Origin of the sequence: Rhizobium sp. OAE497 (genome assembly GCF_040546565.1) — a bacterium.
Taxonomy (GTDB): Bacteria; Pseudomonadota; Alphaproteobacteria; order Rhizobiales; family Rhizobiaceae; genus Rhizobium.
The window spans coordinates 2,940,785-2,962,393 of the sequence record NZ_JBEPOA010000001.1 but is presented as its reverse complement, the minus strand read 5'-3'; the positions used below and the strand labels follow the sequence as shown (position 1 = coordinate 2,962,393).

General features: G+C 62.1%; 21 protein-coding genes and 1 pseudogene. 12 read left to right on the top strand and 10 right to left on the bottom strand.

The genetic code is table 11. The annotated features are described in order from the left end of the window. The first annotated feature begins 145 nt into the window (after positions 1 to 145). From msuE to ABIE40_RS15050, 6 genes are all read left to right on the top strand, one after another. On the top strand, positions 146 to 703 hold the full coding sequence (gene msuE / locus ABIE40_RS15075; protein ID WP_112720005.1) for an FMN reductase: 558 nt from the start codon (positions 146 to 148) through the stop codon (positions 701 to 703). A gap of 5 nt (positions 704 to 708) precedes the next feature. Then, positions 709 to 876, top strand: coding sequence for a hypothetical protein (locus ABIE40_RS15070; protein ID WP_199627732.1), 168 nt, complete (start codon positions 709 to 711; stop codon positions 874 to 876). A 24-nt stretch (positions 877 to 900) separates the two neighbouring features. Further along, on the top strand, positions 901 to 1,056 hold the full coding sequence (locus ABIE40_RS15065) for a hypothetical protein (protein WP_199627731.1): 156 nt from the start codon (positions 901 to 903) through the stop codon (positions 1,054 to 1,056). Positions 1,057 to 1,067: 11 nt separating this feature from the next. Next, positions 1,068 to 1,208, top strand: coding sequence for a hypothetical protein (locus tag ABIE40_RS15060; RefSeq protein WP_246777444.1), 141 nt, complete (start codon positions 1,068 to 1,070; stop codon positions 1,206 to 1,208). Between the two features lie 12 nt (positions 1,209 to 1,220). Next, positions 1,221 to 1,817: an RBBP9/YdeN family alpha/beta hydrolase gene (locus ABIE40_RS15055; protein WP_199627729.1), complete on the top strand. Its 597-nt coding sequence runs from the start codon at positions 1,221 to 1,223 to the stop codon at positions 1,815 to 1,817. An 87-nt stretch (positions 1,818 to 1,904) separates the two neighbouring features. Beyond that, positions 1,905 to 2,564 (top strand): peroxiredoxin, encoded by a 660-nt coding sequence (locus ABIE40_RS15050; protein ID WP_199627728.1) that lies wholly within the window; start codon positions 1,905 to 1,907, stop codon positions 2,562 to 2,564. A 187-nt stretch (positions 2,565 to 2,751) separates the two neighbouring features. Here ABIE40_RS15050 and ABIE40_RS15045 read toward each other — a convergent pair whose 3' ends face one another. Continuing rightward, positions 2,752 to 3,672, bottom strand: a complete 921-nt coding sequence (locus ABIE40_RS15045; RefSeq protein ID WP_199627727.1) for a hydrogen peroxide-inducible genes activator — start codon at positions 3,670 to 3,672, stop codon at positions 2,752 to 2,754. 161 nt (positions 3,673 to 3,833) lie between these two features. Here ABIE40_RS15045 and katG point away from each other — a divergent pair, with 161 nt between their 5' ends. The 3 genes from katG (at position 3,834) to ABIE40_RS15030 (ending at position 7,428) form a co-directional block, all read left to right on the top strand. Beyond that, positions 3,834 to 6,023 (top strand): catalase/peroxidase HPI, encoded by a 2,190-nt coding sequence (gene katG / locus ABIE40_RS15040; RefSeq protein WP_199627726.1) that lies wholly within the window; start codon positions 3,834 to 3,836, stop codon positions 6,021 to 6,023. A 366-nt stretch (positions 6,024 to 6,389) separates the two neighbouring features. Then, positions 6,390 to 6,893: a hypothetical protein gene (locus ABIE40_RS15035; protein WP_199627725.1), complete on the top strand. Its 504-nt coding sequence runs from the start codon at positions 6,390 to 6,392 to the stop codon at positions 6,891 to 6,893. A 79-nt stretch (positions 6,894 to 6,972) separates the two neighbouring features. Next, entirely contained in the window at positions 6,973 to 7,428 is a 456-nt protein-coding gene (locus ABIE40_RS15030; RefSeq protein WP_165402763.1) for an RrF2 family transcriptional regulator, read from the top strand. 105 nt (positions 7,429 to 7,533) lie between these two features. Here the strand turns inward: ABIE40_RS15030 and ABIE40_RS15025 are convergent, their stop codons facing one another. Then, positions 7,534 to 8,673, bottom strand: a complete 1,140-nt coding sequence (locus ABIE40_RS15025) for a porin (RefSeq protein ID WP_199627724.1) — start codon at positions 8,671 to 8,673, stop codon at positions 7,534 to 7,536. A gap of 434 nt (positions 8,674 to 9,107) precedes the next feature. Between ABIE40_RS15025 and ABIE40_RS15020 the strand changes: the two genes are divergently transcribed. Further along, positions 9,108 to 9,578 carry an RrF2 family transcriptional regulator gene (locus tag ABIE40_RS15020; protein ID WP_112720013.1) on the top strand — a complete coding sequence of 157 codons (471 nt, stop codon included), beginning with the start codon at positions 9,108 to 9,110 and terminating at the stop codon, positions 9,576 to 9,578. Here the strand turns inward: ABIE40_RS15020 and ABIE40_RS15015 are convergent, their stop codons facing one another. Next, positions 9,579 to 10,664 carry an acyl-CoA dehydrogenase family protein gene (locus tag ABIE40_RS15015; RefSeq protein ID WP_199627723.1) on the bottom strand — a complete coding sequence of 362 codons (1,086 nt, stop codon included), beginning with the start codon at positions 10,662 to 10,664 and terminating at the stop codon, positions 9,579 to 9,581. It lies immediately after the preceding gene. Positions 10,665 to 10,892: 228 nt separating this feature from the next. Here ABIE40_RS15015 and ABIE40_RS15010 point away from each other — a divergent pair, with 228 nt between their 5' ends. Then, entirely contained in the window at positions 10,893 to 11,630 is a 738-nt protein-coding gene (locus tag ABIE40_RS15010) for a metallophosphoesterase (protein WP_449099682.1), read from the top strand. Here ABIE40_RS15010 and ABIE40_RS15005 read toward each other — a convergent pair whose 3' ends face one another. The 7 genes and pseudogenes from ABIE40_RS15005 to ABIE40_RS14975 form a co-directional block, all read right to left on the bottom strand. Continuing rightward, positions 11,631 to 13,988 (bottom strand): polysaccharide biosynthesis tyrosine autokinase, encoded by a 2,358-nt coding sequence (locus tag ABIE40_RS15005; protein ID WP_199627722.1) that lies wholly within the window; start codon positions 13,986 to 13,988, stop codon positions 11,631 to 11,633. 6 nt (positions 13,989 to 13,994) lie between these two features. After that, positions 13,995 to 14,999: a glycosyltransferase family 2 protein gene (locus tag ABIE40_RS15000; protein ID WP_199627721.1), complete on the bottom strand. Its 1,005-nt coding sequence runs from the start codon at positions 14,997 to 14,999 to the stop codon at positions 13,995 to 13,997. After that, positions 14,996 to 15,922, bottom strand: a complete 927-nt coding sequence (locus ABIE40_RS14995; protein WP_199627720.1) for a glycosyltransferase family 2 protein — start codon at positions 15,920 to 15,922, stop codon at positions 14,996 to 14,998. Before ABIE40_RS14995 ends, ABIE40_RS15000 begins: the two co-directional genes overlap by 4 nt. Beyond that, the gene (locus ABIE40_RS14990) at positions 15,922 to 16,917 is read right to left on the bottom strand and encodes a glycosyltransferase family 2 protein (RefSeq protein ID WP_199627787.1); all 996 of its coding nucleotides are present in this window, start codon (positions 16,915 to 16,917) and stop codon (positions 15,922 to 15,924) included. Before ABIE40_RS14990 ends, ABIE40_RS14995 begins: the two co-directional genes overlap by 1 nt. Before the next feature lie 60 nt (positions 16,918 to 16,977). Next, positions 16,978 to 18,120: pseudogene (locus tag ABIE40_RS14985) on the bottom strand (glycosyltransferase family protein); the annotation flags it as partial. Between the two features lie 81 nt (positions 18,121 to 18,201). After that, on the bottom strand, positions 18,202 to 18,993 hold the full coding sequence (gene exoK, locus ABIE40_RS14980; RefSeq protein ID WP_112720020.1) for an endo-1,3-1,4-beta-glycanase ExoK: 792 nt from the start codon (positions 18,991 to 18,993) through the stop codon (positions 18,202 to 18,204). A 3-nt stretch (positions 18,994 to 18,996) separates the two neighbouring features. After that, complete coding sequence (locus ABIE40_RS14975; RefSeq protein WP_210341094.1) at positions 18,997 to 20,076, bottom strand: acyltransferase family protein; 1,080 nt, start codon at positions 20,074 to 20,076, stop codon at positions 18,997 to 18,999. A 572-nt stretch (positions 20,077 to 20,648) separates the two neighbouring features. On the opposite strand from ABIE40_RS14975, the gene ABIE40_RS14970 reads away from it, so the two are divergent. Then, positions 20,649 to 21,608, top strand: a complete 960-nt coding sequence (locus ABIE40_RS14970) for a glycosyltransferase family 2 protein (protein WP_199627718.1) — start codon at positions 20,649 to 20,651, stop codon at positions 21,606 to 21,608. The last annotated feature ends 1 nt before the right edge of the window (position 21,609 follow it).

Here is a 21,609-nt window from a genome sequence, read left to right as displayed (position 1 = left end):
CCGCCGCGGCCAATCCCCTGCGCGTTGCCAGCAAGGCCGCAACCTGAGGGACCGAATTTCCCCACCGCTCTCCAGAATGGAATTCCATTCCTTTAGTGCACTAAATTTATAGAGAATATTTGATGCAAGATCAAAGGAGAGAGACATGCCCCTTCGCCTCGTCGGTATCGCCGGTAGCTTCAACCGCCCGTCCAAGACGCACGCGCTTGTCAGCCACGTCGCGGATCTCGCCTCCAGGCGTTACGGCTTCTCCTCAAAGGTTTACGACCTCCACGATGTCGGGCCGTCGCTCGGATCGTCGCTCTGGCGCAAGGAGCTGGACGCCCAGGCCGCCGGCGTCATCGACGATATCGTCAATGCCGATGTGCTGGTTGTCGGGTCGCCGACCTACAAGGGCTCCTATCCCGGCCATTTCAAGCATCTGATCGACCTGATCGAACCGCATGAACTGCGCGCCAAGCCGATCATCATCACCGCCACCGGCGGCGGCGACCGCCATGCGCTGATGGTCGAGCACCAGCTCAGGCCGCTCTTCGGTTTCTTCATGGCCCATACGCTGCCGACGGCGATCTACGCCGCGGACCGCGATTTCGCCGATTACAAGGTGACCTCGGAGCAGCTCTCCGGTCGCATCGGTTTCGCCATCGACGAGCTCGCCGCCTTCTTCCCCTCGCAGCACAGCAGCCTGCAGGCGGCGGAGTGAATGCGATGAGCGGCGCTCCCGGCACGATGGCGCAGGAACTCTGGAACGTCGTCGATTTCGCCCGCCGCTACCGGCTTCCGGTTCGCGAACAGAACCGGCTGTTGATGCTTTTCGGCCCGGTGGCGCGTGCCGAGGAGCTGCTTGCCAATGCAAGACGCAACCAATCGATCTGACACCCTGACAAGGAGAACCGGATTATGAGGCTTGTATTCGAATTCCTGTCATTGCTGCGCCAGGGGCTCAGCCATCCGCAGCCGCTCACTGAAGCTCTGCCTCTCGATGACGACCGCGAGCCGAGCGCCAGCGACTATGAATTCTACTATTGGAGCCCGGCGCCCGGGCCCTGGTATTGAGGAGCCTCGTCATGGCTGTATTCGATGACCGCCGCCCGGCGCCGCTTACACCATCCGGCCGGATCCTGCGCACCGGCGCCGATCTTGCCGCACCCGCAGCCGCGGCATTTTCCTTCGCGCTGCTCTTCGCCATCACACTCGGCATTCTCTAGATCGGAGACGACATGACGCCGGTTCTCATCGTGCCCGGACTTTTCGGATCGGAAGAGGCGCATTGGCAGAGCGCCTGGCTGAAGGATTATCCTGAAAGCCGTCTTGTACGGCAGGAAAACTGGGACCGCCCGCGCGTCACCGAATGGCTCGATGCCCTCGAAGCCGAGCTGGAGCGGGCAGGCGAGGCCTATATCGTCGCCCACAGCCTCGGATCCGTGCTCGCCGCCCGTCTTGCCGGGCGTCCGGCGGCCCGGCGGGTGAAAGGCGCGCTGCTGGTGGCGCCCTGCGATCTCGACGTCACCGACAAGCTGCATCCCGGCAGTATCGGCTTTGGGACGATGCCGACGGAGCGGCTGCCATTCCCGAGCATCCTCGTCGGCAGCCTCAACGATCATTACATGTCGCTGGAGCGGCTCACCTATTTCGCGCGGCTCTGGGGCAGCGATCTGCGCAATGCCGGGCTTGCCGGGCATATCAATGTCGCCAGCGGATATGGCCGCTGGCCGGGTGGCTACAGGCTGTTCGACATCCTCAAACACAAGACGCGGCATCTCGAGAAAATACCCCAAAGAAAGCATTCACCTGGCCGGGAAGTTCCACTAGCTTAGCCGCGCGAATTCCACCCCCCGGCTTGGTGTCGCGGCCTTCCCAGCCGCGCGACCCCGCCGGTCCAGTCGTCACAAAGGTCATATGTCATGAGTCTCCGTATCAACGATGTCGCCCCTGATTTCAGCGCCGACACCAGCCAGGGTCCCATCCAGTTCCACGATTGGATCGGTAACGGCTGGGCCGTGCTCTTCTCGCATCCGAAGAATTTCACGCCTGTCTGCACGACCGAGCTCGGCACGATGGCGGGTCTCGAAGGCGAGTTCAGCAAGCGCGGCGTGAAGATCATCGGCATCTCCGTCGATCCGGTCGAAAGCCACGCCAAGTGGAAGGGCGACATCAAGACGGCCACCGGCTTCGAAGTCGAATATCCGCTGATCGGCGACAAGGACCTGAAGGTCGCCAAGCTCTACGACATGCTGCCCGCCGGCGCCGGCGACAGCTCGGAAGGCCGCACGCCCGCCGACAACGCCACGGTGCGCTCGGTCTTCGTCATCGGACCGGACAAGAAGATCAAGCTGATCCTCACCTATCCGATGACGACAGGCCGCAACTTCAACGAAATCCTGCGCGCCATCGATTCCATCCAGCTGACGGCCAAGCACCAGGTCGCGACGCCCGCCAACTGGCAACAGGGCGACGACGTGATCATCACGGCGGCTGTTTCCAACGAGGATGCGATCGCCCGGTTCGGGTCTTTCGATACGGTGCTGCCGTATCTGCGCAAGACGAAGCAGCCGGCGGCTTGAGGGGTGCCGGGGATGAGGCGGGTGCAGTGCTAGCGGCCCCCTCATCCGCCCTTCGGGCACCTTCTCCCCGCTGGGGAGAAGGGAATGTCGAGGATGCTGCTCGCGCCAACTTCCCCTCTCCCCTCGGGGAGAGGGTAGGGTGAGGGGGCTCCGGGCGAGAGGGGTCGCTTCCAAACAAGCGCCGCCCTCACACCTCCGCGTGAAAATGATGCTTCTGCACACTTCCGGCCGAGCGGCGGATGACTTCGGCGATCTCCATCAACTGCCTGACGAGCGGTGTCGAGTTGCGCCAGATCATGCCGATCGTGCGTGACGGGCGCGGCGACTGGAAGCGGGCGATCGAGACCTGGGCCGAGCGCGTCTCGACCGGCACCGCCATTTCCGGAATCAATGTGATGCCGATGCCGGCGCTGACCATCTGGACGAGGGTGGAGAGCGAGCTGCCTTCCATGATCTCGCGCGGACGGGCCGAGCCGATGCGACAGACGGACAGCGCCTGGTCGCGGAAGCAGTGACCTTCCTCGAGCAGCAGCAGGCGCATTTCCCGCAGCATGTCGCGATCCGGCACCGGGCGGCCTTCGTCTTCGAGCCGGCGCACCAGCACGAATTCCTCGTCGAACAGCTTCAGCTCCGTCAGCGACGGCTCCGAGACCGGAAGAGCGACGATCGCCAGGTCGAGATCGCCGCGGGAGAGCTCCTGCACCAGCTTGGCGGTCTGGGTTTCGCGCACCTCGATCTGGATGCCGTCGAAGGTGGCGTTGAGATCGTTGATGATCGCGGGCAGCAGGTAGGGTGCGACCGTGGGGATGACGCCAATCCTGAGGCGCGCCAGGAACGGATCGCGCGAGGCGCGGGCGAGATCGCCGAGTTCGTCGACGGCGCGGAGAATATCGTGGGCGCGGGACGCGAACATCTGGCCGAAGGCAGTGAGCTTCACCTCGCGGGCGCTGCGCTCGAAGAGCTCGTTGCCGAGCTCTTCCTCGAGCTCCTTGATCTGCATGGAGAGCGCAGGCTGCGAGATGGCGCAGGCATCCGCGGCATGGCGGAAGCGACCGTGGCGGGCCAGCGCCTCGAAATAACGCAGCTGTTTCAACGTCAGGTTCTTCATAACTTTATCTTATCGCGGCAATCAGTAAATCCAACTTAAATTTATCACACGCTTCCGATAAGAAGAAGACAGGGGAGGGCGCGCGCAACGCCGCGCCAGCCGGTCCGCCACTGGCACTCCCTCTCAATAACCGATGAATTGCATCATCCAAGGAGAACGCTATGGACGACCAAAAACCCGACAGCGCAGGCAAATGTCCCGTGCCGCACGGCAATGCCGCGCATCGCCCCGGCAACCGCGACTGGTGGCCGAACCAGCTCGACGTGCAGGTTCTGCACGGTCACAACGTCCGCTCCGATCCGATGGGCGAAGCGTTCGATTACGCCGAGGAATTCAAGAAGCTCGATTTCGAAGCGCTGAAGAAGGACCTTCATGCGCTGATGACCGATTCGCAGGAATGGTGGCCGGCCGACTTCGGTCATTACGGCGGTCTCTTCGTGCGTATGGCCTGGCACAGCGCCGGCACCTATCGCATCACCGACGGCCGCGGCGGCGCCGGTCAGGGTCAGCAGCGTTTCGCGCCGCTGAACAGCTGGCCTGACAACGTCAACCTCGACAAGGCCCGCCGCCTTCTCTGGCCGATCAAGCAGAAATACGGCAACAGCATTTCCTGGGCCGACCTTCTGATCCTCACCGGCAACGTCGCGCTCGAATCCATGGGCTTCAAGACCTTCGGCTTCGCCGGCGGCCGTGCCGACGTCTGGGAGCCGGAAGAGCTCTATTGGGGTCCTGAAGGCACCTGGCTCGGCGACGAGCGCTACAGCGGCGAGCGCGAACTCGCAGAACCGCTCGGCGCCGTGCAGATGGGCCTCATCTACGTCAACCCGGAAGGCCCGAACGGCAATCCGGATGCGCTCGCCTCGGCCCGCGACATCCGTGACACCTTCGCCCGCATGGCGATGGACGACGAAGAAACCGTCGCGCTGATCGCCGGCGGTCACACCTTCGGCAAGACCCACGGTGCAGGCGATGCATCGTTCGTTGGCGTCGAGCCGGAAGGCAGCGCGATCGAAGACCAGGGTCTCGGCTGGAAGAGCACCCACGGCTCGGGCAAGGCTGGCGACACGATCGGCAGCGGTCTCGAAGTCACCTGGACGCAGACGCCGACGCAGTGGAGCAACTACTTCTTCGAAAACCTCTTCGGTTTCGAGTGGGAACTGACAACCAGCCCGGCCGGCGCCAAGCAGTGGGTCGCCAAGGATGCCGAAGCTTCCGTTCCCGATGCCTTCGACGCCTCGAAGAAGCATCGCCCGACCATGCTGACCAGCGACCTCGCGCTGCGCGTCGATCCGATCTACGAAAAGATCTCGCGTCGCTTCCTGGAAAACCCGGCTGAGTTCGCCGATGTCTTCGCCCGCGCCTGGTTCAAGCTGACCCACCGCGACATGGGACCGAAGGCCCGCTATCTCGGACCGGAAGTGCCGGCTGAAGACCTGATCTGGCAGGACGTCGTGCCTGCCGTCGACCACAAGCTGATCGACGATGCCGACATTGCGGCGCTCAAGGAAAAGGTTCTGGCGACGGGTCTTTCCGTGCAGGAACTGGTCTCGACCGCCTGGGCATCCGCGTCCAGCTTCCGCGGCTCGGACAAGCGCGGCGGTGCCAACGGCGCCCGCGTCCGTCTTGCTCCGCAGAAGGATTGGGAAGCCAACCAGCCGGCGCAGCTCGCCAAGGTTCTCGGCGTTCTCGAAGGCATCCAGAAGGACTTCAACGCTGCCCAGACCGGCGGCAAGAAGATCTCTCTCGCCGACCTGATCGTTCTTGCCGGTGCTGCCGGTGTCGAAAAGGCGGCCAAGGCTGCCGGTCAGCCGGTCAACGTTCCCGTTACGCCGGGCCGTACCGATGCGTCCGAAGCACAGACCGATGCGGCATCCTTCGCCGCACTCGAGCCGCGCGCCGATGCGTTCCGCAACTATGTCAACGGCAAGCGGAAGCATTTCATGAAGGCCGAGGAAGCCCTCGTCGACCGGGCGCAGCTGCTGACGCTGTCGGCACCTGAGATGTCGGTGCTGATCGGCGGTCTACGCGTGCTGAAGGCCGGTGCTCCCGAGCACGGCGTCTTCACCTCGCGTCCGGAGACACTGACCAACGACTTCTTCGTGAACCTGCTCGACATGGGCACGAAGTGGGCACCGCTGGCAGGCAAGGACGGCGTCTATGAAGGCCGCGACCGCAAGACCGACGCCGTCAAGTGGACCGGTACCCGCGTCGACCTGATCTTCGGTTCGCACTCGCAGCTGCGCGCCATCGCCGAAGTCTACGGCCAGTCCGACGCCAAGGCGAAGTTCGTCAAGGACTTCGTTTCGGCCTGGAACAAGGTCATGAACGCCGACCGTTTCGATCTCGTCTGATCGATCGAGAATTGTGCTGGACGCGGCCTCTGCCGCGTCCAGTTCACGGCAGCTCCGTCGGCTAAGCCGTTTTATTCCTGACTAATTTACGACGGGATTAATCACATTTTTGGGACACTGTGTTCCGCTCCCGGGGGTAGAAAATATCCGTTGCGAGGCGTAACAGTGGATTCGTGATATATCGCTGTTGGCATTTTTGCCGCGCGAGTGACAAGACGGCCGTACGGTAAACGCACGGCGGTCGATCCCGAAAACAACGCGAAGAGTTCTTTTCACGTCCACAGTTCCGCGGCGCCACCTCCCAGGCGCTCACGCGGGCGTCCGCATTGATAATTCCTCCCGAAAAATTGCTATTCGACACTGATCATGACCACACCTTGCCCCGAGTTGTTTAAAACCCTCTTCGGCATCGCCTCCTATCCCGCTGCGCGGGAAATGGATGAAAGCGACCTGATGCCGAGCCAGACCTTCAGGAAGGCGCTGCGCATCGTCCTGACGATCGCCTATAACCAGACGCTGTCGCGCACGACGCCGCATCGCAAGATCCGCCGGATCGGCGGTATGGGCGCGCACGACGCCGATGCCATCCTCGATCTCCTCAAGTTCGCCGATATCGTCTCCGGCGATGACAACGGCTACCGGATCACCCGGTCGCTGCGCATGGTTTCGCTTGCCGAGATCTATGCCGCCATCACGCCGGCGCGGATGCTTCCGAAGACCAGCTTCGATCATCTCTATGACGCGATCATCGACAAGGCCCGGACGGCGGCTATCGCCGATCTCGACGGGATCGATCTGTCCTCGACGCTTGCCGATCTGCTCGGCACCGAACATGGCGCGAGTCTCGAAATGGGCGAGCGCGGCCACTAAGACCTGCAATCGCCGATTTTGTATCAATCGGCGATAGTGGTTCTGGATTTTCTGCTGTTTCAGCGGTATGTCACGATTGATGAGTGACACACGGTTTCCAACAGCGCTGCAAATCGTCGTGACGGTCGCGGTCAATGAGGCCGCGGGCGTTCGCACGACCAGTCCGCAATTGGCAACCAGCCTCGATACAAATCCCAGTTTTGTCCGGAAAATCGTTTCGACCCTGTCGAAATCGGGAATACTGATTTCCTCAGACGGCGTCAGTGGCGGTATCCGCCTGGCGCGTCCGGCGCCCGATATCAAGCTTCTGGAAATCCATGGCAGCGTTCTGCCGGAACAGAAGGCGTGGTCGGCACGCGAAAACATCCCCACCATCTGCTCGGTCACGCGCAATATCAGCGCAGTATCCGACCAGCTCAGCGCCCGGGCTGACAAGGCTGTCGCCGGTGTGCTCGAAGGCGTTACGGTCCAGGATTGCATCGACAGGATCAATCAGCTCGACCGCGCCGCGCTCACAGCCGCCTCGCATTCCTGAAAAGCACTTATAAAAAAGAAGCCCGGAGGGAAATCCGGGCTTCTTCACTGTGATCGGAGGTCAACCAGATCACATGACGTGCGTCTCTAACCGCACGTCAATTCATTAGAAGTCGCGCTGCAGGCGGAAGAAGCCTTCAACGTAATCCTGGGAGTCCTTACCGTTAACGGTGTAGTTGCCGTAATCTTCCTTGACGTAGGTAGCGGCGAACTTAGCGTTCAGGTTTTCGACGACCTTGTAGTCAAGGGTCACGCCAGCGCGCCACATGTTGCCGTCGTCCCATTCGCCGTTAGCGTCTGCAACGATGTTGTCAACGTACTGAGCGCCAGGGGTGATCGTGAACTTGTCGGTCGCCTTGAGAGCGTACTGAGCAACGATCGACCATTCACCCTTGTTGTAGTAGGCGTTCGAGTAGCTGCCGATGTCGGCAGAAACGTCGTCCTTGCCTGCGCCGCTCGACCACAGAGCTGCAACATCGAGCGTGCCCGGGCCGATGTCAGCGTCGATACGTGCAGTGATCGCGCCTTCCTGAGCCTTGGTGTCGTAACCGCCGTAAACTGCCCAAGCAACCGTACCGAACTTGCCGCCAACGCTAGCGTCGACGCCGAGGTCATTGCCGTTGTCGCCGGTGCTCGGACGGCCAACGCCGAGTTCTTCCAGAGCTACGCCAGCGTAGAAGTCGCCTGCGTCGTACTGGTAACGGATAGCGTTGGTGTTGGTGATGTTCGCCATTGCATCGGTTTCACCCGAGAAGTCGTTATCCCACCAGCTCGTGAACTTACCAACGCGGAGGCCGGCGATGTCGATGTAAGCCTGGTCGATAACGGTCTCGTTGGCGTCGCCGCCGAGCATCGTCGAAGCGCCGCCGAATGCAGACGGTGCGAAGTCGGTGTTGCCACCGCGGAAGTTGGATTCCAGAACGATGCGGCTCGTCAGCGTGCCGTACTCGGTCTCGCTCTTGGCGTCGAAAGCGACGTGAGCGCGGGTACGGGACTGCCAGTCTTCACCGTTGTTGTTGTCGTATGCATCGCCGAAGCCGAAGCCGACGTCGAAGCGGAGGTAGCCACCGATCTTGAGGCAGGTTTCGGTGCCCGGGATGTAGAAGTAACCAGTGCCGTAGGCGTCGCAAACGCGAACGTATTCAACAGCTTCCGGCTCAGCTGCAACAATGGCGTCGGCCGCGTATGCGCCGGACACCGAGCTCAGCGCAGCCGCCGAACCAATGAGAATAGAACGAATGTTCATAGCAGTTCCTTTTTCAATCGGGCGCAGGAAATCGCGCCGAGAAATCAGCGTCAAAAACCCATCCCAGTTTTGTCGAATCCCCTCGGGGGAAAGCGGCAACCCGCGAGTATTTGGATCGCATATCGCTCAAACCGTATCAAGCTAAGATACGGTTGAGTCACGCTGTTGCTGACCCCTGTTGCCAAAACGACACAAAATTGCCTTGTGAAAGCGCAGATATGGGAGGAACTGAGGGCGGAAACAAGGCGTTGATGATTGAAAAACAACGAAAATCCGCGATCGCGGCGGATTTTTGTGCTGCCAAAAAGACGCTTTCAGCAAAGATTTGGACATAACCTATATAAAAGCTGGCTATTTCGTTGCGTGCCCACGCTTTCGGCGTTATTTGGCAGTAAGCGAAAGCATATGGCGCGGATTGTGCAGGGCTATCGAAGATGTTGACGAAAAAGGGAAAGTACGGGCTCAAGGCGCTTGTCGATCTGGCGAAGCTGGCACCCGGCGAGACGGCCTTCATCAATGATGTTGCGGCGCGCAACAATATCCCGAAGAAGTTCCTCGATACGATCCTGCTCGAATTGCGCAATGTCGGCATCCTGCGCTCGAAGAAGGGGCCGGGCGGCGGCTACTCGCTGTCGAAGCCGGCTTCCGAGATCAGGATCGGTCATGTAATCCGCACGCTCGACGGCCCGCTGGCGCCGATTCGCTGCGCCAGCCGCACGGCTTATGAAGCCTGCGACGACTGTTCGGATCCCGAAACCTGTCATGTGCGCAGGTCGATGACCGAAGTGCGCGATGCGATTGCCGATATTCTCGACAACATGACGCTGGAACAGTTCGTCGCCAAGGGCGGCAATCTTGCTGACGGCGGCGAGGACGAGGTGCTGCCGGTTTCGGCTGCCAGCTGATCAGATTTCCCAGCTATGGCTGTAATGGGCTGCCGCCTTGGCATGCAGGCGTTCGAGCTTGCCGCCGAGCGCCCGGATGCGGGCATTGCGCCAGTGGCGGTCGAGATTGAGGCCGATGCCTCCGGTATCCCCCTTGGCGATTTCGAAGATGGCGGTTGCGGTGCGTAGCGCGAGCTCACTCGCGTGCGCTTGGGCGGCTGTGGCGGAGAATTCGGCGTCGGCGATTGCCGGGCCTGAATTGATCTGGGCGATATCGAGCCGGTGACCGGCGCGCTCCAGAAGGGCGGCTGCCGCCTCGATGCCGACGATCAGGGTCCCTGCCGCGGCCGGGACGGCGCTGGTCTCCTGCAATTCCGACAAAACAGCGCGGGCGATGCCGAGATCGACTCCGGCATTGAGCAGGGCGGTCATCGCTGCTGCCGGTGCACCCTGCCGGACCGCGGCATCGGCTCGGGCCTGGACATTTTCGGCAACGAGCAGCGCGGTTCCGTTGGTGCGCTGTCCGAAACCATCCCAGCTGTCGACGGATTGCAGTCCCTCGCTTCGGCGGTTGACGTAGAGGAGCTGGTTGTCCGCCGCGCCTGATATGACCAGCCAGTCGGCGAAGAGCACGCCCGGCGCCTGCGCGCTGCGGCCGTCGATTCGATGGCCGAGCGGTAAGTTGGTGATGGAATCAGCGGGAAATGATGCCGTAGCGAAGCGGTCGCCTGATAGCGCGCGGGAGAATAACAGCCGCTGCAGATCCTCGCCGCCGTGCAGCCGCAATCCTTCGAGCGCCGCGAAGTGGATCGCCAGGCATTCGCCGATCGAGGCGTCGCCCTCGGCGATGATCGCGACGATCTCGGCAAGCAGCGCGTTGCTGACATCCAGCCCCTCATATTCCGGGGGCACGGTGATTCCGGTCAGACCCGAGAGCGAGAGGGCATCGAGTTCCGGGAAGGGGAGAATGCGGTTGATATCGCGCTCGCTCGATTGGCGGCGGAAGCCGGCGGCGAGCCTGCGGGCGGCGGCCACGGCTGCCTCCTCGCTCTCGATCCGGTCGGCCGGCGGTCTCAGCCGGTCGTGCAGTTGCGATATCGTTCCCATCGGTCATTCTCTTCCTGATGCCCGTATGAGTGATCGATCCTACCTCGATTGATAAGGCCGGTTTTTCTACAAAATCGGTATGGTTTGAATTTTTCTACCGGCTTGTCAGCTGCGGCACTTTGCCTAACTATCTCGTAAAGCTCACAATTCGAACGTCACCGCTTCCAGCATCGCCCGGGATCGATTATGGCTCACTCTTTCGCAGACGACGACCGTGAGGTTCAGACCATGTCACCGCCAGCCCGGCAGCGCCTCCAATTCGATCCAGGCGACATGCCGATCTATGCAATCGGGGATATCCACGGCCGCCATGACCTTCTGGAGATGGCGGAGCATACGATCGTCAGGGATGCGGCGCGCCTTCCGGGCCGCAAGCTGATCATCACGCTCGGCGACTATATCGACCGCGGCCCGTCTTCGGCGCAGGTGATCTCGCATCTGATGATGCCGCCGCCGGAGAATTTCGATCGCATTTGCCTGACCGGCAATCATGAAATCATGATGCTCGATTATATCGACGGCAAGATTTCCTACACCGAATGGATGCGTATGGGCGCCGATGCGCTGCTGCGGTCCTATGGGCTCGATCCCGATCATCTGCCGCTGATCTTCCCGACGACCTCGAAGCTCGACACCTTCATCCGCCAGTCGCTGCCGAAGTCGCATATCGATTTCATGCGCGACATGCCGATTTACGCGGATACGCCGGATATCCTCTTCGTCCATGCCGGGATCGATCCCGGCGTGCCGCTCAGCATGCAGAGCGACGAGGACCTGGTCTTCATCCGCGACCGCTTCTTCTATGCCGACCGGTCGCTGCCGAAGCTCGTCGTACATGGTCATACGCCGGTGCCCGAGCCCGATATCCAGCCGATGCGGCTCAATCTCGACACCCGGGCCTTCAAGAGCGGCAGCCTGACCGTCGCCAGGTTCTGGCGCGGTCAGGTCCACATCTTCTCCACCTGATCAGGCGTTGGTTTCCGCCGGCTCCGGTTTGCGCGGCATTTCCTCGGTATAGTAGCTCACATATTTCTGGCGGTAGCGTTCGGTGCCGCCGAAATTGCTGAACTTGCTGAGCTCAGACATATCCGTCTTGTTGAGGATGACGCCGAGCACCTTCTGCTTGATCTGCGGTTCGGCGTTCAGGATGTCGCGCACCACCGTCGTCGGCGTCTGGCCCCATTCGGTGACGAACAGGAAGCCGTCCACCTGCGGGGCGAAGGCCTTGGCGTCGATGACCGGGCCGAGCGGCGCCAGGTCGACGACGACGTAGTCGAACATCTTGCGGGCGTTTTCCATCAGGTTGAACATGCCCTGCGATGCCAGCAGTTCGCTCGTATGCATCAGGTTGTCGTTGGAAACGACCGGCAGGATGGCAAGCTTGGTGCGGTTGTCGACCTTGACGGCGCTGGCCCACGGGATTTCGCCGAGAACGGCTTCGACGAGGCCCTTTTCCGGCGGCTGCTTCAGCATGCGGGTCAGGCCGGGGTTGCGAAGGTCGGCGTCAATCAGCAGCGTGCGCTTGCCGCTGGAGGCGAGCAGAGCGGCGAAGTTCGCCGCCGTCGTCGACTTGCCTTCGCCCGGGAGCGCGGAGACCACGCCGATGACGCGGTCCGACTTGCCCTGGAACATGACGTCGCTGGCGAGCTTGGCGTTGCGCAGCGTTTCGGCAAAGACCGAGCGCGGCGCTTCGAGAACGATGCGCATGATGCGCTCGAAGCTGGCGCCATCATCGGCCGGCATTTCCACCGGCTTGGGCAGCGGCTCCTTGCGCGGCTTGAAGACCTTTCGCTCCTTCGGCGGCTTGCCGACCAGCGGCAGGTAGCCGAGGAATTTCAGGCCGAGGATGGTGCGCACGTCGCCTTCGACACGGAAGAAGCGTTCGCGGAATTCCTGGAATGCCGTCAGCGCGCCGCCAGCCATCAGGCCGAGCACGATGGCGAGGCCGAGCGTCATGGTCTTCTTCGGGCTGGAGGGCGATGCCGGAACGCCGGCCTCGGAGATGACACGGGCCTTGGCGATCGGGAAGGACTGCTGCTGCGAGGCCTGCTCGTAGCGGGCAAGGTAGGATTCGTAGAGCGTCTTCAGCGCCGTTGCGCGCTGTTCCAGATCGTTGAGCTTGACGATCGACTCGTTGGATTCGGAGTTCTTGCCGGTCAGGTGCTCGATATTCTGGCGCAGCGATGCTTCACGCGAGCGGGCCACTTCGAATTCGTTGCGGTAGCTCGAGGTCAGCTGCTGCAGTTCTTGGAAGATCTGGCGGGTCAGGTCTTCCTTTTCGCCGCGCAGCTGCACGGCCTGCGGATGGTCGGCGCCGAAATTGGTGGTGATCTCGGCTTCGCGGCGGCTGACCGAGATATAGCGCGTGCGCAGATCCTGGATGACCGAATTGTCGGTCTGGCCCGACGAGATGGCCGCATTGTTGACGGCGCCTTCAGGCCCCTGATCGACGATCGACTTGAACTGGTTGTAGCGGGCCGAGGCGCTGGCGGTATCTGCCTGGGCGACGATCAGCTGCTTGTTGAGGTCGGCGAGCTGCTGCTCGGACATCAGTTCGCCGTTGGCCGAGGTCAGGCCGTTCTGGCTCTTGAACTTAGCGACGTCGAGTGCGGCTTCCTGCGAGCGGTTGCGCAGGTCGGCGAGGCGCTCCTGCAGCCAGACGGAGGCGCGCTCGGTGGCGTCGAAATTGGCGTTCAGCGTGTCGTTCAGATAGGCGTCGGCATAGGCCTTGGTGATGCGCGCGGCGAGCAGCTTGTCGGTCGAGCGGAAGGAGACCGCGATAACCGAGCTGCGGGTAACGCGCGAAACGTTGAGTGCCTGCTGCAGCAAGGCGGCAGCCTTCTGGCGGCGGCCTTCCTTGGCGTCGTCGTCGGAGACCGGCGGGCCGCCTGGCGTCAATGCACTGACGACGACCTTGAGGCCGGATTTGACGAGATCGACGGGACCCTGGCCGGGATCGAGGATCGTCTGGTTTTCCGAGAGGTTCTGGGCGTCGACGACGCGCAGCGCCAGTTCGGTCGATTTCAGGATTTCGACGGCGCTGGCGATCTGCATGTCCACCTGCTGGGAGCTGGCGGCGGGCGCCTGATCCTCGGCATATTTGGTCATGCTGTCATCCAGCAGGATCTGCGTCATCGAGGTATATTGCGGGGTCGCAAACAGCAGGTAGACGGCGGCGACTGCCACAAGCGCGGCAACGCAGAGCGCAATCGAACCGGCCCGGCGGATCACAATGGCGATCAGGCGATCGATGTCGATAAAGCTATCGGAATCGTCAGGGGCCTTCGGAACTGTGCTGTGCAGGGTCAGGTTTCGTTGATTCATGGGCTCTTATCCTTTGCGCGAGCGCGAAGCGCCGCCTGTGACTGTGATTTCCGTATTCTGAGCGGCAGCGCCGCGAAGGGCCGCCGTCATGCGGTTGAAACGGACTGCGATGGGCATTCTGAGATGGGCAACGGCCAGCGGATCGCGCCAGGCCGCCCGGATCGCCCCGGAGAGGGAGCGGCGCTTGATGCTTTCGACCAGTTCGAGAAAGGCATGCGCCTGGCGGAGGCTGCGGGCGCGGAATTTCTGAGCGGCTGTTGCCGCGGCATCGAGGCTGTGACGGGCAAGAAACCGGCGGTCGCCTTCCATCATCGCTTCGATATGGTCGAGACGAAGCACGCGGGAGATCGATCCCTCGCGGATGTGATAGTTGTAGCCCGGCTCGGGTTCGAAGACGCAGGTGGCGCCGAGCGCCATCGCCGAGGCGAGGAAGAGATAATCTTCGCCGATGCGCAGGTTTTCGTCGAAGCGCAGGCCGTGCCGTTCGATGAAGGCACGCTCGAAGACCGGCTTCAGGTAGCCGAAATTGTGCTCGTTGCGGAACAGCGCGTTGGAGCGGATGAAATTCGCAAGCGTCAGCTCCGGCGTCGTGGCGAGAGCGGCGGGCGAGAACATGGTTTCGGGCGCCGTGCCGTCGGCGCGGATCACCCGCATGTTGTCGACGGCGATCTGGGCACCCGCTGCTTCGGCGCGCGCGATCATGCGCTTAAGGCGATCCGGCTCGATCGTGTCGTCGGCGTCGAGGGTCGCCAGCCAGCGGCCGCGCGCGGCATCGATCGCCGCATTGCGGGCTGCCGAGGGGCCGCCGTTCTTTTCGAGCGCAATGAGGCGGACATTGCCGCCATAGGCAGCTGCGACCGCATGCGTCGCATCGCTTGAGCAGTCATCGGCGACGATGATTTCCACCGTCACGCCCGTCTGCGCCAAAGCGCTGCCGATCGCCTTGTCCAGCGTTTCGGCAGCATTGTAGGCTGCAATGATAAAGCTGATGTCGGGCAGCTTTTCGCTCATGCAGCCCCCTCGACAGCGCCGTATTGGCGGATTTCGCGAACGCCGAGCAACCCGCTGACGACGCCGATATGCATGGTGCCGCGCAGCGCATAGCGATAGCGCGGAACCGGAACGAGAACGCAGACAGCCGCGACACCGAGGCAGTAACCGGCCTTGGCGGTGGCGAGGCCGATATGCTTCAGGCGGGCAAAACCACTATTCTTTTCCTGCAGCAGGCGGCCATGCGTCTGGCCGAAGCGGAAGCGGCGCTTGGCAAGCCAGGAGAGGCCGGCGCGGTTTTCCGAAACCGGTTCATAGACATGGGCTTCCGGCGCGAAGGCGATCTTGCCGCCGTCGTGATGCATGTAGCTGAAGAATTCCGTGTCCTCGCCGCCGGTCTTGCCGAGCGCAAGGTTGAAGCGGCGGCCGGCGACGCGCGGCGAATTCAGCTTAAGCAGGACGTTGCAGGTATAGCCGGTGCGGATTTCGCCATCGACCCAGACGGGCAGGGTCGAGTGGAAATCGCCCTCGCGCATCCAGGCGGGCGCCGTCTGCGAATAGACGCTGCGGACAGGGCCGAGCACGGCATCGGCGCCGCTCATTTCAGCGGTATGCAGCAGCTCGACCAGCCAGTTCTCGGATGCGTCCTCATCGTCGTCGATGAAGGCGAGGTAGTCGCCAGTCGCATTTTCGAGGCAGGCGTTGCGGGCGATCGAAATGTTCGATGCCGGGCAATGCACATAGGCGATCTCATGGGGAATGGTCGAGCGCAGGGCCTCGACGCGGCCTTCGGCGCTGCGGGTCTGGTCGTTATCGGCAACGATGATGCGCAGCCTGGCATTCTCGGGGACAGCGAGGACGGCAAGCGAAAGCAGGGCTTCGTCTAGCGACGCGCGCCGATATGTGCAAACACCAATGTCGATCTGCATGATCTGGTCCTTCATCAGGAGACCTTCCGGTTGCGGAAGCTCAGGAGCTCCATCCAGAAACCGGCCGACCAGGCGAAATGCATCACCATGGCCGAGAAGGCCGCGAGCGGCCCGTAAGGATTGCGCTGGCCAACGGCCATCCAGAAGCCGTAGCCGACGCAGGCGATTGCCCACAGGCTGAAGGGGATCACGGCGATCCAGTTCAGCACGGCAAGAAACGCACCGATGAAGACCGGCACGACAGCAAGCGGCAGCATCTGACGAAGCTTCGGCAAATTGCCATGCTTCAGGATGTTCTTGGCGCGTCCCCGGCCGTAGCCGAGATATTGCCGGAAGAGCGTTTTCACGCTCGAACGCGGATAGTAGATCATCCGCGTCTTGTCGGTCATCCAGATGCCGAACCCCGCCTTTTTCAGACGGTAGTCCAATTCCGCGTCCTCATTATGGCTGAATGTCTCGTCGTAGCCGCCGACCGTGTCGAAGGCGTTGACGCGCATCAGCGCGTGGTGGCCGTGATCGGTCCAATGGCCCTCGGCGCCCTCGCGATGCTTGGAGCCGCCATTGCCGAGCTTGGAGTTCTGGGCGAAGGCCGTCGCCTTCTGGAAAATGCCGAAGCCGACCGTTTCCATGGCGACGACGACGGAATCGGCTTCCGTCAGCTCGGCCTCCTCGACGAGGCGCTGGCAGTAATCGTCCGGATAGTCGCCATGCGCGTCGATGCGGATGAAATATTCGTAGTCGCGACCGAAGGTGTTGACGGCGAGATTGATCGCCGCGCTCTGCAGCCGGCGTGGATTGTCGAGAAGGATGACGCGCGAATCGTTCTCGCTGATACGGGCGACGATCTCGCGGGTGCCGTCGGTGCTGCCGCCGTCGGCAACGACGATGCGGGCATTGAGCTCTTCGAGCGCCGGATCGAGCTTTTCGATCAGCGGCTCGATATGCTTTGCTTCGTTCAGGCAGGGAATGATGATGAGGCTGGAGACGCTGGAACAAACATCAGTCTTCATTGCAGTCAACCCTTCTTGAGCTGCGGGAGCAGTGACAACGGAACCGGCGGCGCGCCCCTCGGCAGCGGCCGGTCCAAGATTGGAGAGCGTTTCGACCAGCGCGCGGCAATCGGCGCGTTCGGTCATCCAGGTGCGGCGGTCGGTGGACGAAACCGCCGAGGAGAGCGAGCCGTAATGTTCGGCCGTCAGCCCCTCGAACATCGCCTGCAGCGCGACTGCGGATGGTTCGCCGAGCGTCAGGCCAAGACCGCGCGATGCGACGAAGCGATTGGTCTCTGTGCCCTCGACGGTGATCGGCACGCTGCCATAGAGGCAGCCTTCATAGAGCCGGTTCGGCAGCAGCCAGGAGGAGTTCTGGCCCTCCTCGAAGAAGTCGATCGCCCAGGAGAAATGCACCTCGCCATAGATATCGGCGAGATCCTCCGGGTTTTTGTAGGGGCCGCGAAAGCTGAGATAGGGCTCGTTCGCGACGAAGGCGTCGAAATCCTCGAATTCGGAATAGGCCGGGCGTCCGCGCAGGATGACCTCGACGCGGCCTTCCATGCGGCGGGTGAAATCGGCAAGCAGTTTCAGCGACTTGCGGCAGCGGAGCGCGCCGAACCAGCCGATCTTCCAGGGCTCGCCCTGTTGCGGCGGCAGGCGCAGCGAGGTGGCCTGGGGCATTCCCGCCAGCGAGAGCACCTTGTTTTCCAGAAGCGCGATCGGCGCCTTCAGGGCCGATTTCGGGGCAAAGTAGTTTTCGATGAAGGCCGGCGAGCTCGTCAGGATCAGGCGGGCGTTGCGGCCGAAATGGGCCTCGGCCCGGCGCAGCGCCTTGCCCGGTGCCTTGTCGCTCAGGAGCAGGCGGTGGATGTCGAGGCATTCATAGACGACGGGCACGCCGCCGAAGATGCTGCTCGCGCGGTCGGCGACGGCCAGCGCTTCCAGATTGCGGCCGATGATGACATCGGGTCGCTCGACGCCCTTCAACAGTCCGCGCAGACGGATTGCCGTTTTGGCAACCGCGCCTATACGCTGGGCGAACCTTCCGTCCGCCGTGCGGCCGAGCTCGACCGGCTTTACTCCGCTCACCTCCGCAAGTGCATTGTCGCCGCGGCGGAAGCCGGCGAGGGTCACGGCAGCGCCGCCCTCGGTCAGCATCAGCACGCGGCGGCGCACGGCCGGATCGGCCAGATCATGCACCAGATAAAGGACTTTCAGCATCAATGCTCCTGTGCGTAGACCGGCTCTGCCGGAGTCCGTTTCGGGGGTGTGCTAGGCAAGTCTCAGAGACCGGATGCACGCTCAGTTGAGCGTGCAGGCAATCGATTCCGGGAACTGGCATTTGTCGCCGGGCGCCGTATAGGCGATCCGGTCGATCTGCATCGTCGTCGGCTGGGTGTAGGCGAACTTGCCCATCCATCCGGCCAGCGTGTCCGTGCCCCAGAGGCTGAAGAAGATCTTCTGCGGGCTCTGCGGGATCTTGCTGGGATCCGTGACGTCCTGAACCAGCTTGCCATTCAGGTAGTAGCGCAGGCGGTTCTGTTCCCAGACGAAGGCATAGTCGTTGAAGCCCTGATCGGCGGGCTTGCCGACTGGCACCAGCTTCTCGTTGCCGCCCTTGGCCTTGATATACTGGTTCACCTGCACGGTGCCGCTATCCTTGCCGAGCACCTCGAAATCGATCTCGTCATGCTGCTGCTTGTCGGCCGGGCCGATATAGGTGAAGAAGGCCGAGTTCAGGCCGGGGCCGGTCGCGGTCTTGATACGGGCCTCGTAGGTGCCGTAGCTGAAGCGCTTCTTGGTCTGGATCTCGCCGCAGAGATAGTTGCGGTCCTTCGACTTGCCTTCGGCAAAGCCCAGTTCCAGCTTTCCGTCTTCGGTCTTCACCTGGTTTTTCGACCAGGTGCAGTTCTGGTGTGCGCCGTTGTTCCAGCCGTCGGAAATGTACCAGACGCTGCGGTCGATCTTGTCGAAGTCATCGACGAAGGATGTGCCTGTTGCCTGCTGGGCAGATGCGGGGAGGGCGCCGGCGAGGGCGGCACCCGCAGTCAAAGTCAGCCAAAGCAGTCGCGCATGGGCGATTGTGGTCGTCATGTCTCACCTTTGCTGTGGAACGAAATCGGCCGGGATATCCCGGCAGGATGGGGAGTGCGGACCCTTCTTCGTCCGGCCGCCGGTCAGGACGGCGTAGAGCTTCGGCGCATTGCTGCGCACCAGACCGTTCGAGAGCGCCAGCAGCGGGAAAAGCACCAGGAGGCAGCCGCAGAAGAAGAGCGGGTAGAAATCGACGCCCGTCTTGCCCCAGACCATGAAGAGCAGGATGAGCAGGGGGTAGTGGGCGCAGAAGATCCAGAAGCTCAGGCTCCCGGTCTTCGACAGGCGCTGGCCGACCGAGGTCTTGATCAGCAGTGCCGACAGCATCCAGAAGCCGGCGGCGCCGCCGATCGCCAGCGCATTGCGCGACAGTTCCACCCAGTCGGGCATCGACGGGCCGGTTGCATAGATCGCGGTCGCCAGCAGCGCCGAGAATGCGAAGAGCAGGAAGACGCCGAGCGGGGCGAAGCGGTCCAGCGCCTTGATGTCCAGCTTGTAGAGGCTGGCATAGATGCCGAAGGTGAAGCTGAACAGGATCGAGCGCTTGATAACGATGTAGAGCGACAACTGCGGCACGAGCGCCAGCAGCAGCAGCGTCGAGAGCGTCAGAAGCGGGGCGCGGCGCACCAGCCACGCGAGGATCGGCGAAATCAGGATGCAGACGAAGAGATCGCGCAGGAAGTAGAGCGGGATATTCGCCGGGAAGGCTTCGGCGGCAAACAGCTGGGACAGCAGTTCGCGGAAGCTCGATTGATAGGGGCTGATGACATAGCCGTCGCCGATGCCGACCGCGAGGATCGCCAGGACCGCGATGAAAAACAGCGTGTTCCAGATCAGGAACGGCAGAAAGACGGTCTGCGCCTTGGTGCGCACCGTTTTCGTATAGTTGAAGCCTTCCATCCCGCCGCGAAACAGCAGGTAGCCGGAAATGGCGCTGAGGCACGGAACCCCGACACGGAAGAGCGCTTCGCTCAGGAACACCCGCAGCCAGTCGAAGAAACCGTAGTTTCCATTGAACGGCGTATTCGCAGGGTCGAATGGTATGTGGACGAACACAATGCCCGAAATGAGCACGATGCGCATCAGGTTGATCCGCGAGGATACGTTAGCGTCAACGTTCACGTTATCTGTCACCCCTGTTGGAGCTGCACCTCCCCTGCAGCCGTTTCAAAGAGCAGACTCTGGCCCGCAGACGAAAAGCTAGAGCGTTTTGCCGGAAGAAAATATGGCACTGCAGCAAAAAGTGATCGCGAGTCTCGTTTTGTAACGGAGCGGAATCGCAGCTACCATGGCGTGTCGGGTGCCGTAACGGCAGTTGCAAATATGCTGCAGGGCCTTTGCGCCAGTGTATTTCCGAAAGTGATCATAAAACGTTTCCGCCTGTTGAGAAGCGTGACCCGCCGTGGAAAAGTTTTTCCGCTTTAGTGAAGGATGTCCTGTGTTTTGTTACAACGCGCAGGCCCGGATTGCGGCTGAAATGTGTTCGGATCACCCCCATTTGGGTCTAATCGGCACAGCCGCCGCTGGTATCGCTGATCTCAGCCTTTGACAAATTTCGGCCGGAATGCCCTTCATCATGCTGCGGCGCAGCAACTTGCCCCCGGATGATCCGGCGCTAGATGCGCACTCACCGCTCTGGCCTGTCAGGAGAAAGAATGGCGACCTTTACGATCATCATCCCGTTTTACCAGCGCGAGGACGGTATCCTGCGGCGGGCGCTGGCTTCGGTCTTTGCGCAGACCTACAGGGATTTCGATGTTCTCGTGGTCGACGACCAGTCGCCCTATCCGGCCGAGGACGAATTGAAGCCGCTTGGCGCCGAGGAGCGGTCGAGAATCACCGTCATCCGCCAGGCGAATGCCGGGCCGGGCGGCGCCCGCAATACCGGCCTCGACAATGTCCCGGCTGCCAGCCGCTATGCCGCCTTCCTCGATTCGGACGATATCTGGACGCCTGACCATCTGCAGAACGCCTATTCGGCGATGCAGAGCTTTGATGGCGATTGCTATTGGGCGTCGATCCATGGCGGCGAGGAATTCGACTATCATTTCGGCATCGCCGATCTCGAAAAGAGCGAGGGCGCGCACCGGCTCTCGGATGCGCCGCTGATCATCGAGCTGCCGGATATCGCCGGCGTCATGCTGAAGAACTGGGCGTTCCTGCACATGTCCTGCATGGTGATCGGCCGGCCGCTGATCGAGACGGTGCGCTTCGACGCGGCGCTGCGGCTGGCGGCCGAGGACGTGCTGTTCTTCTGCGATTGCATGCTGGCGGCGCGCCAGGTGCTGCTCTGCGGCGAGGCGGGCGCGTTGCGCGGCGAGGGGATCAACATCTTCCACGGCGTCGATAACGAATCGCCGCAGTTCCTGAAGCAGCAGTTCATCACCTGGATGGCGCTCGACCGGCTGGAAACGCGCTTCGCGGCGCGGCCGAACGAAATCTCGACGATCAAGGATTACAAGACGCGGGCGCGCAAGATGGCGCTCTGGAGCCAGGCGAAGCGGATGCGCAAGGCGCGCCTGCCGGATTTCCGCCTGCTGTTCCACTGGGCATGCCGCGATCCGGCGCTGTTTGCGAGCGCCTTCAAGCTCGCGGGTGGCAAGTTCTCGAAATAGC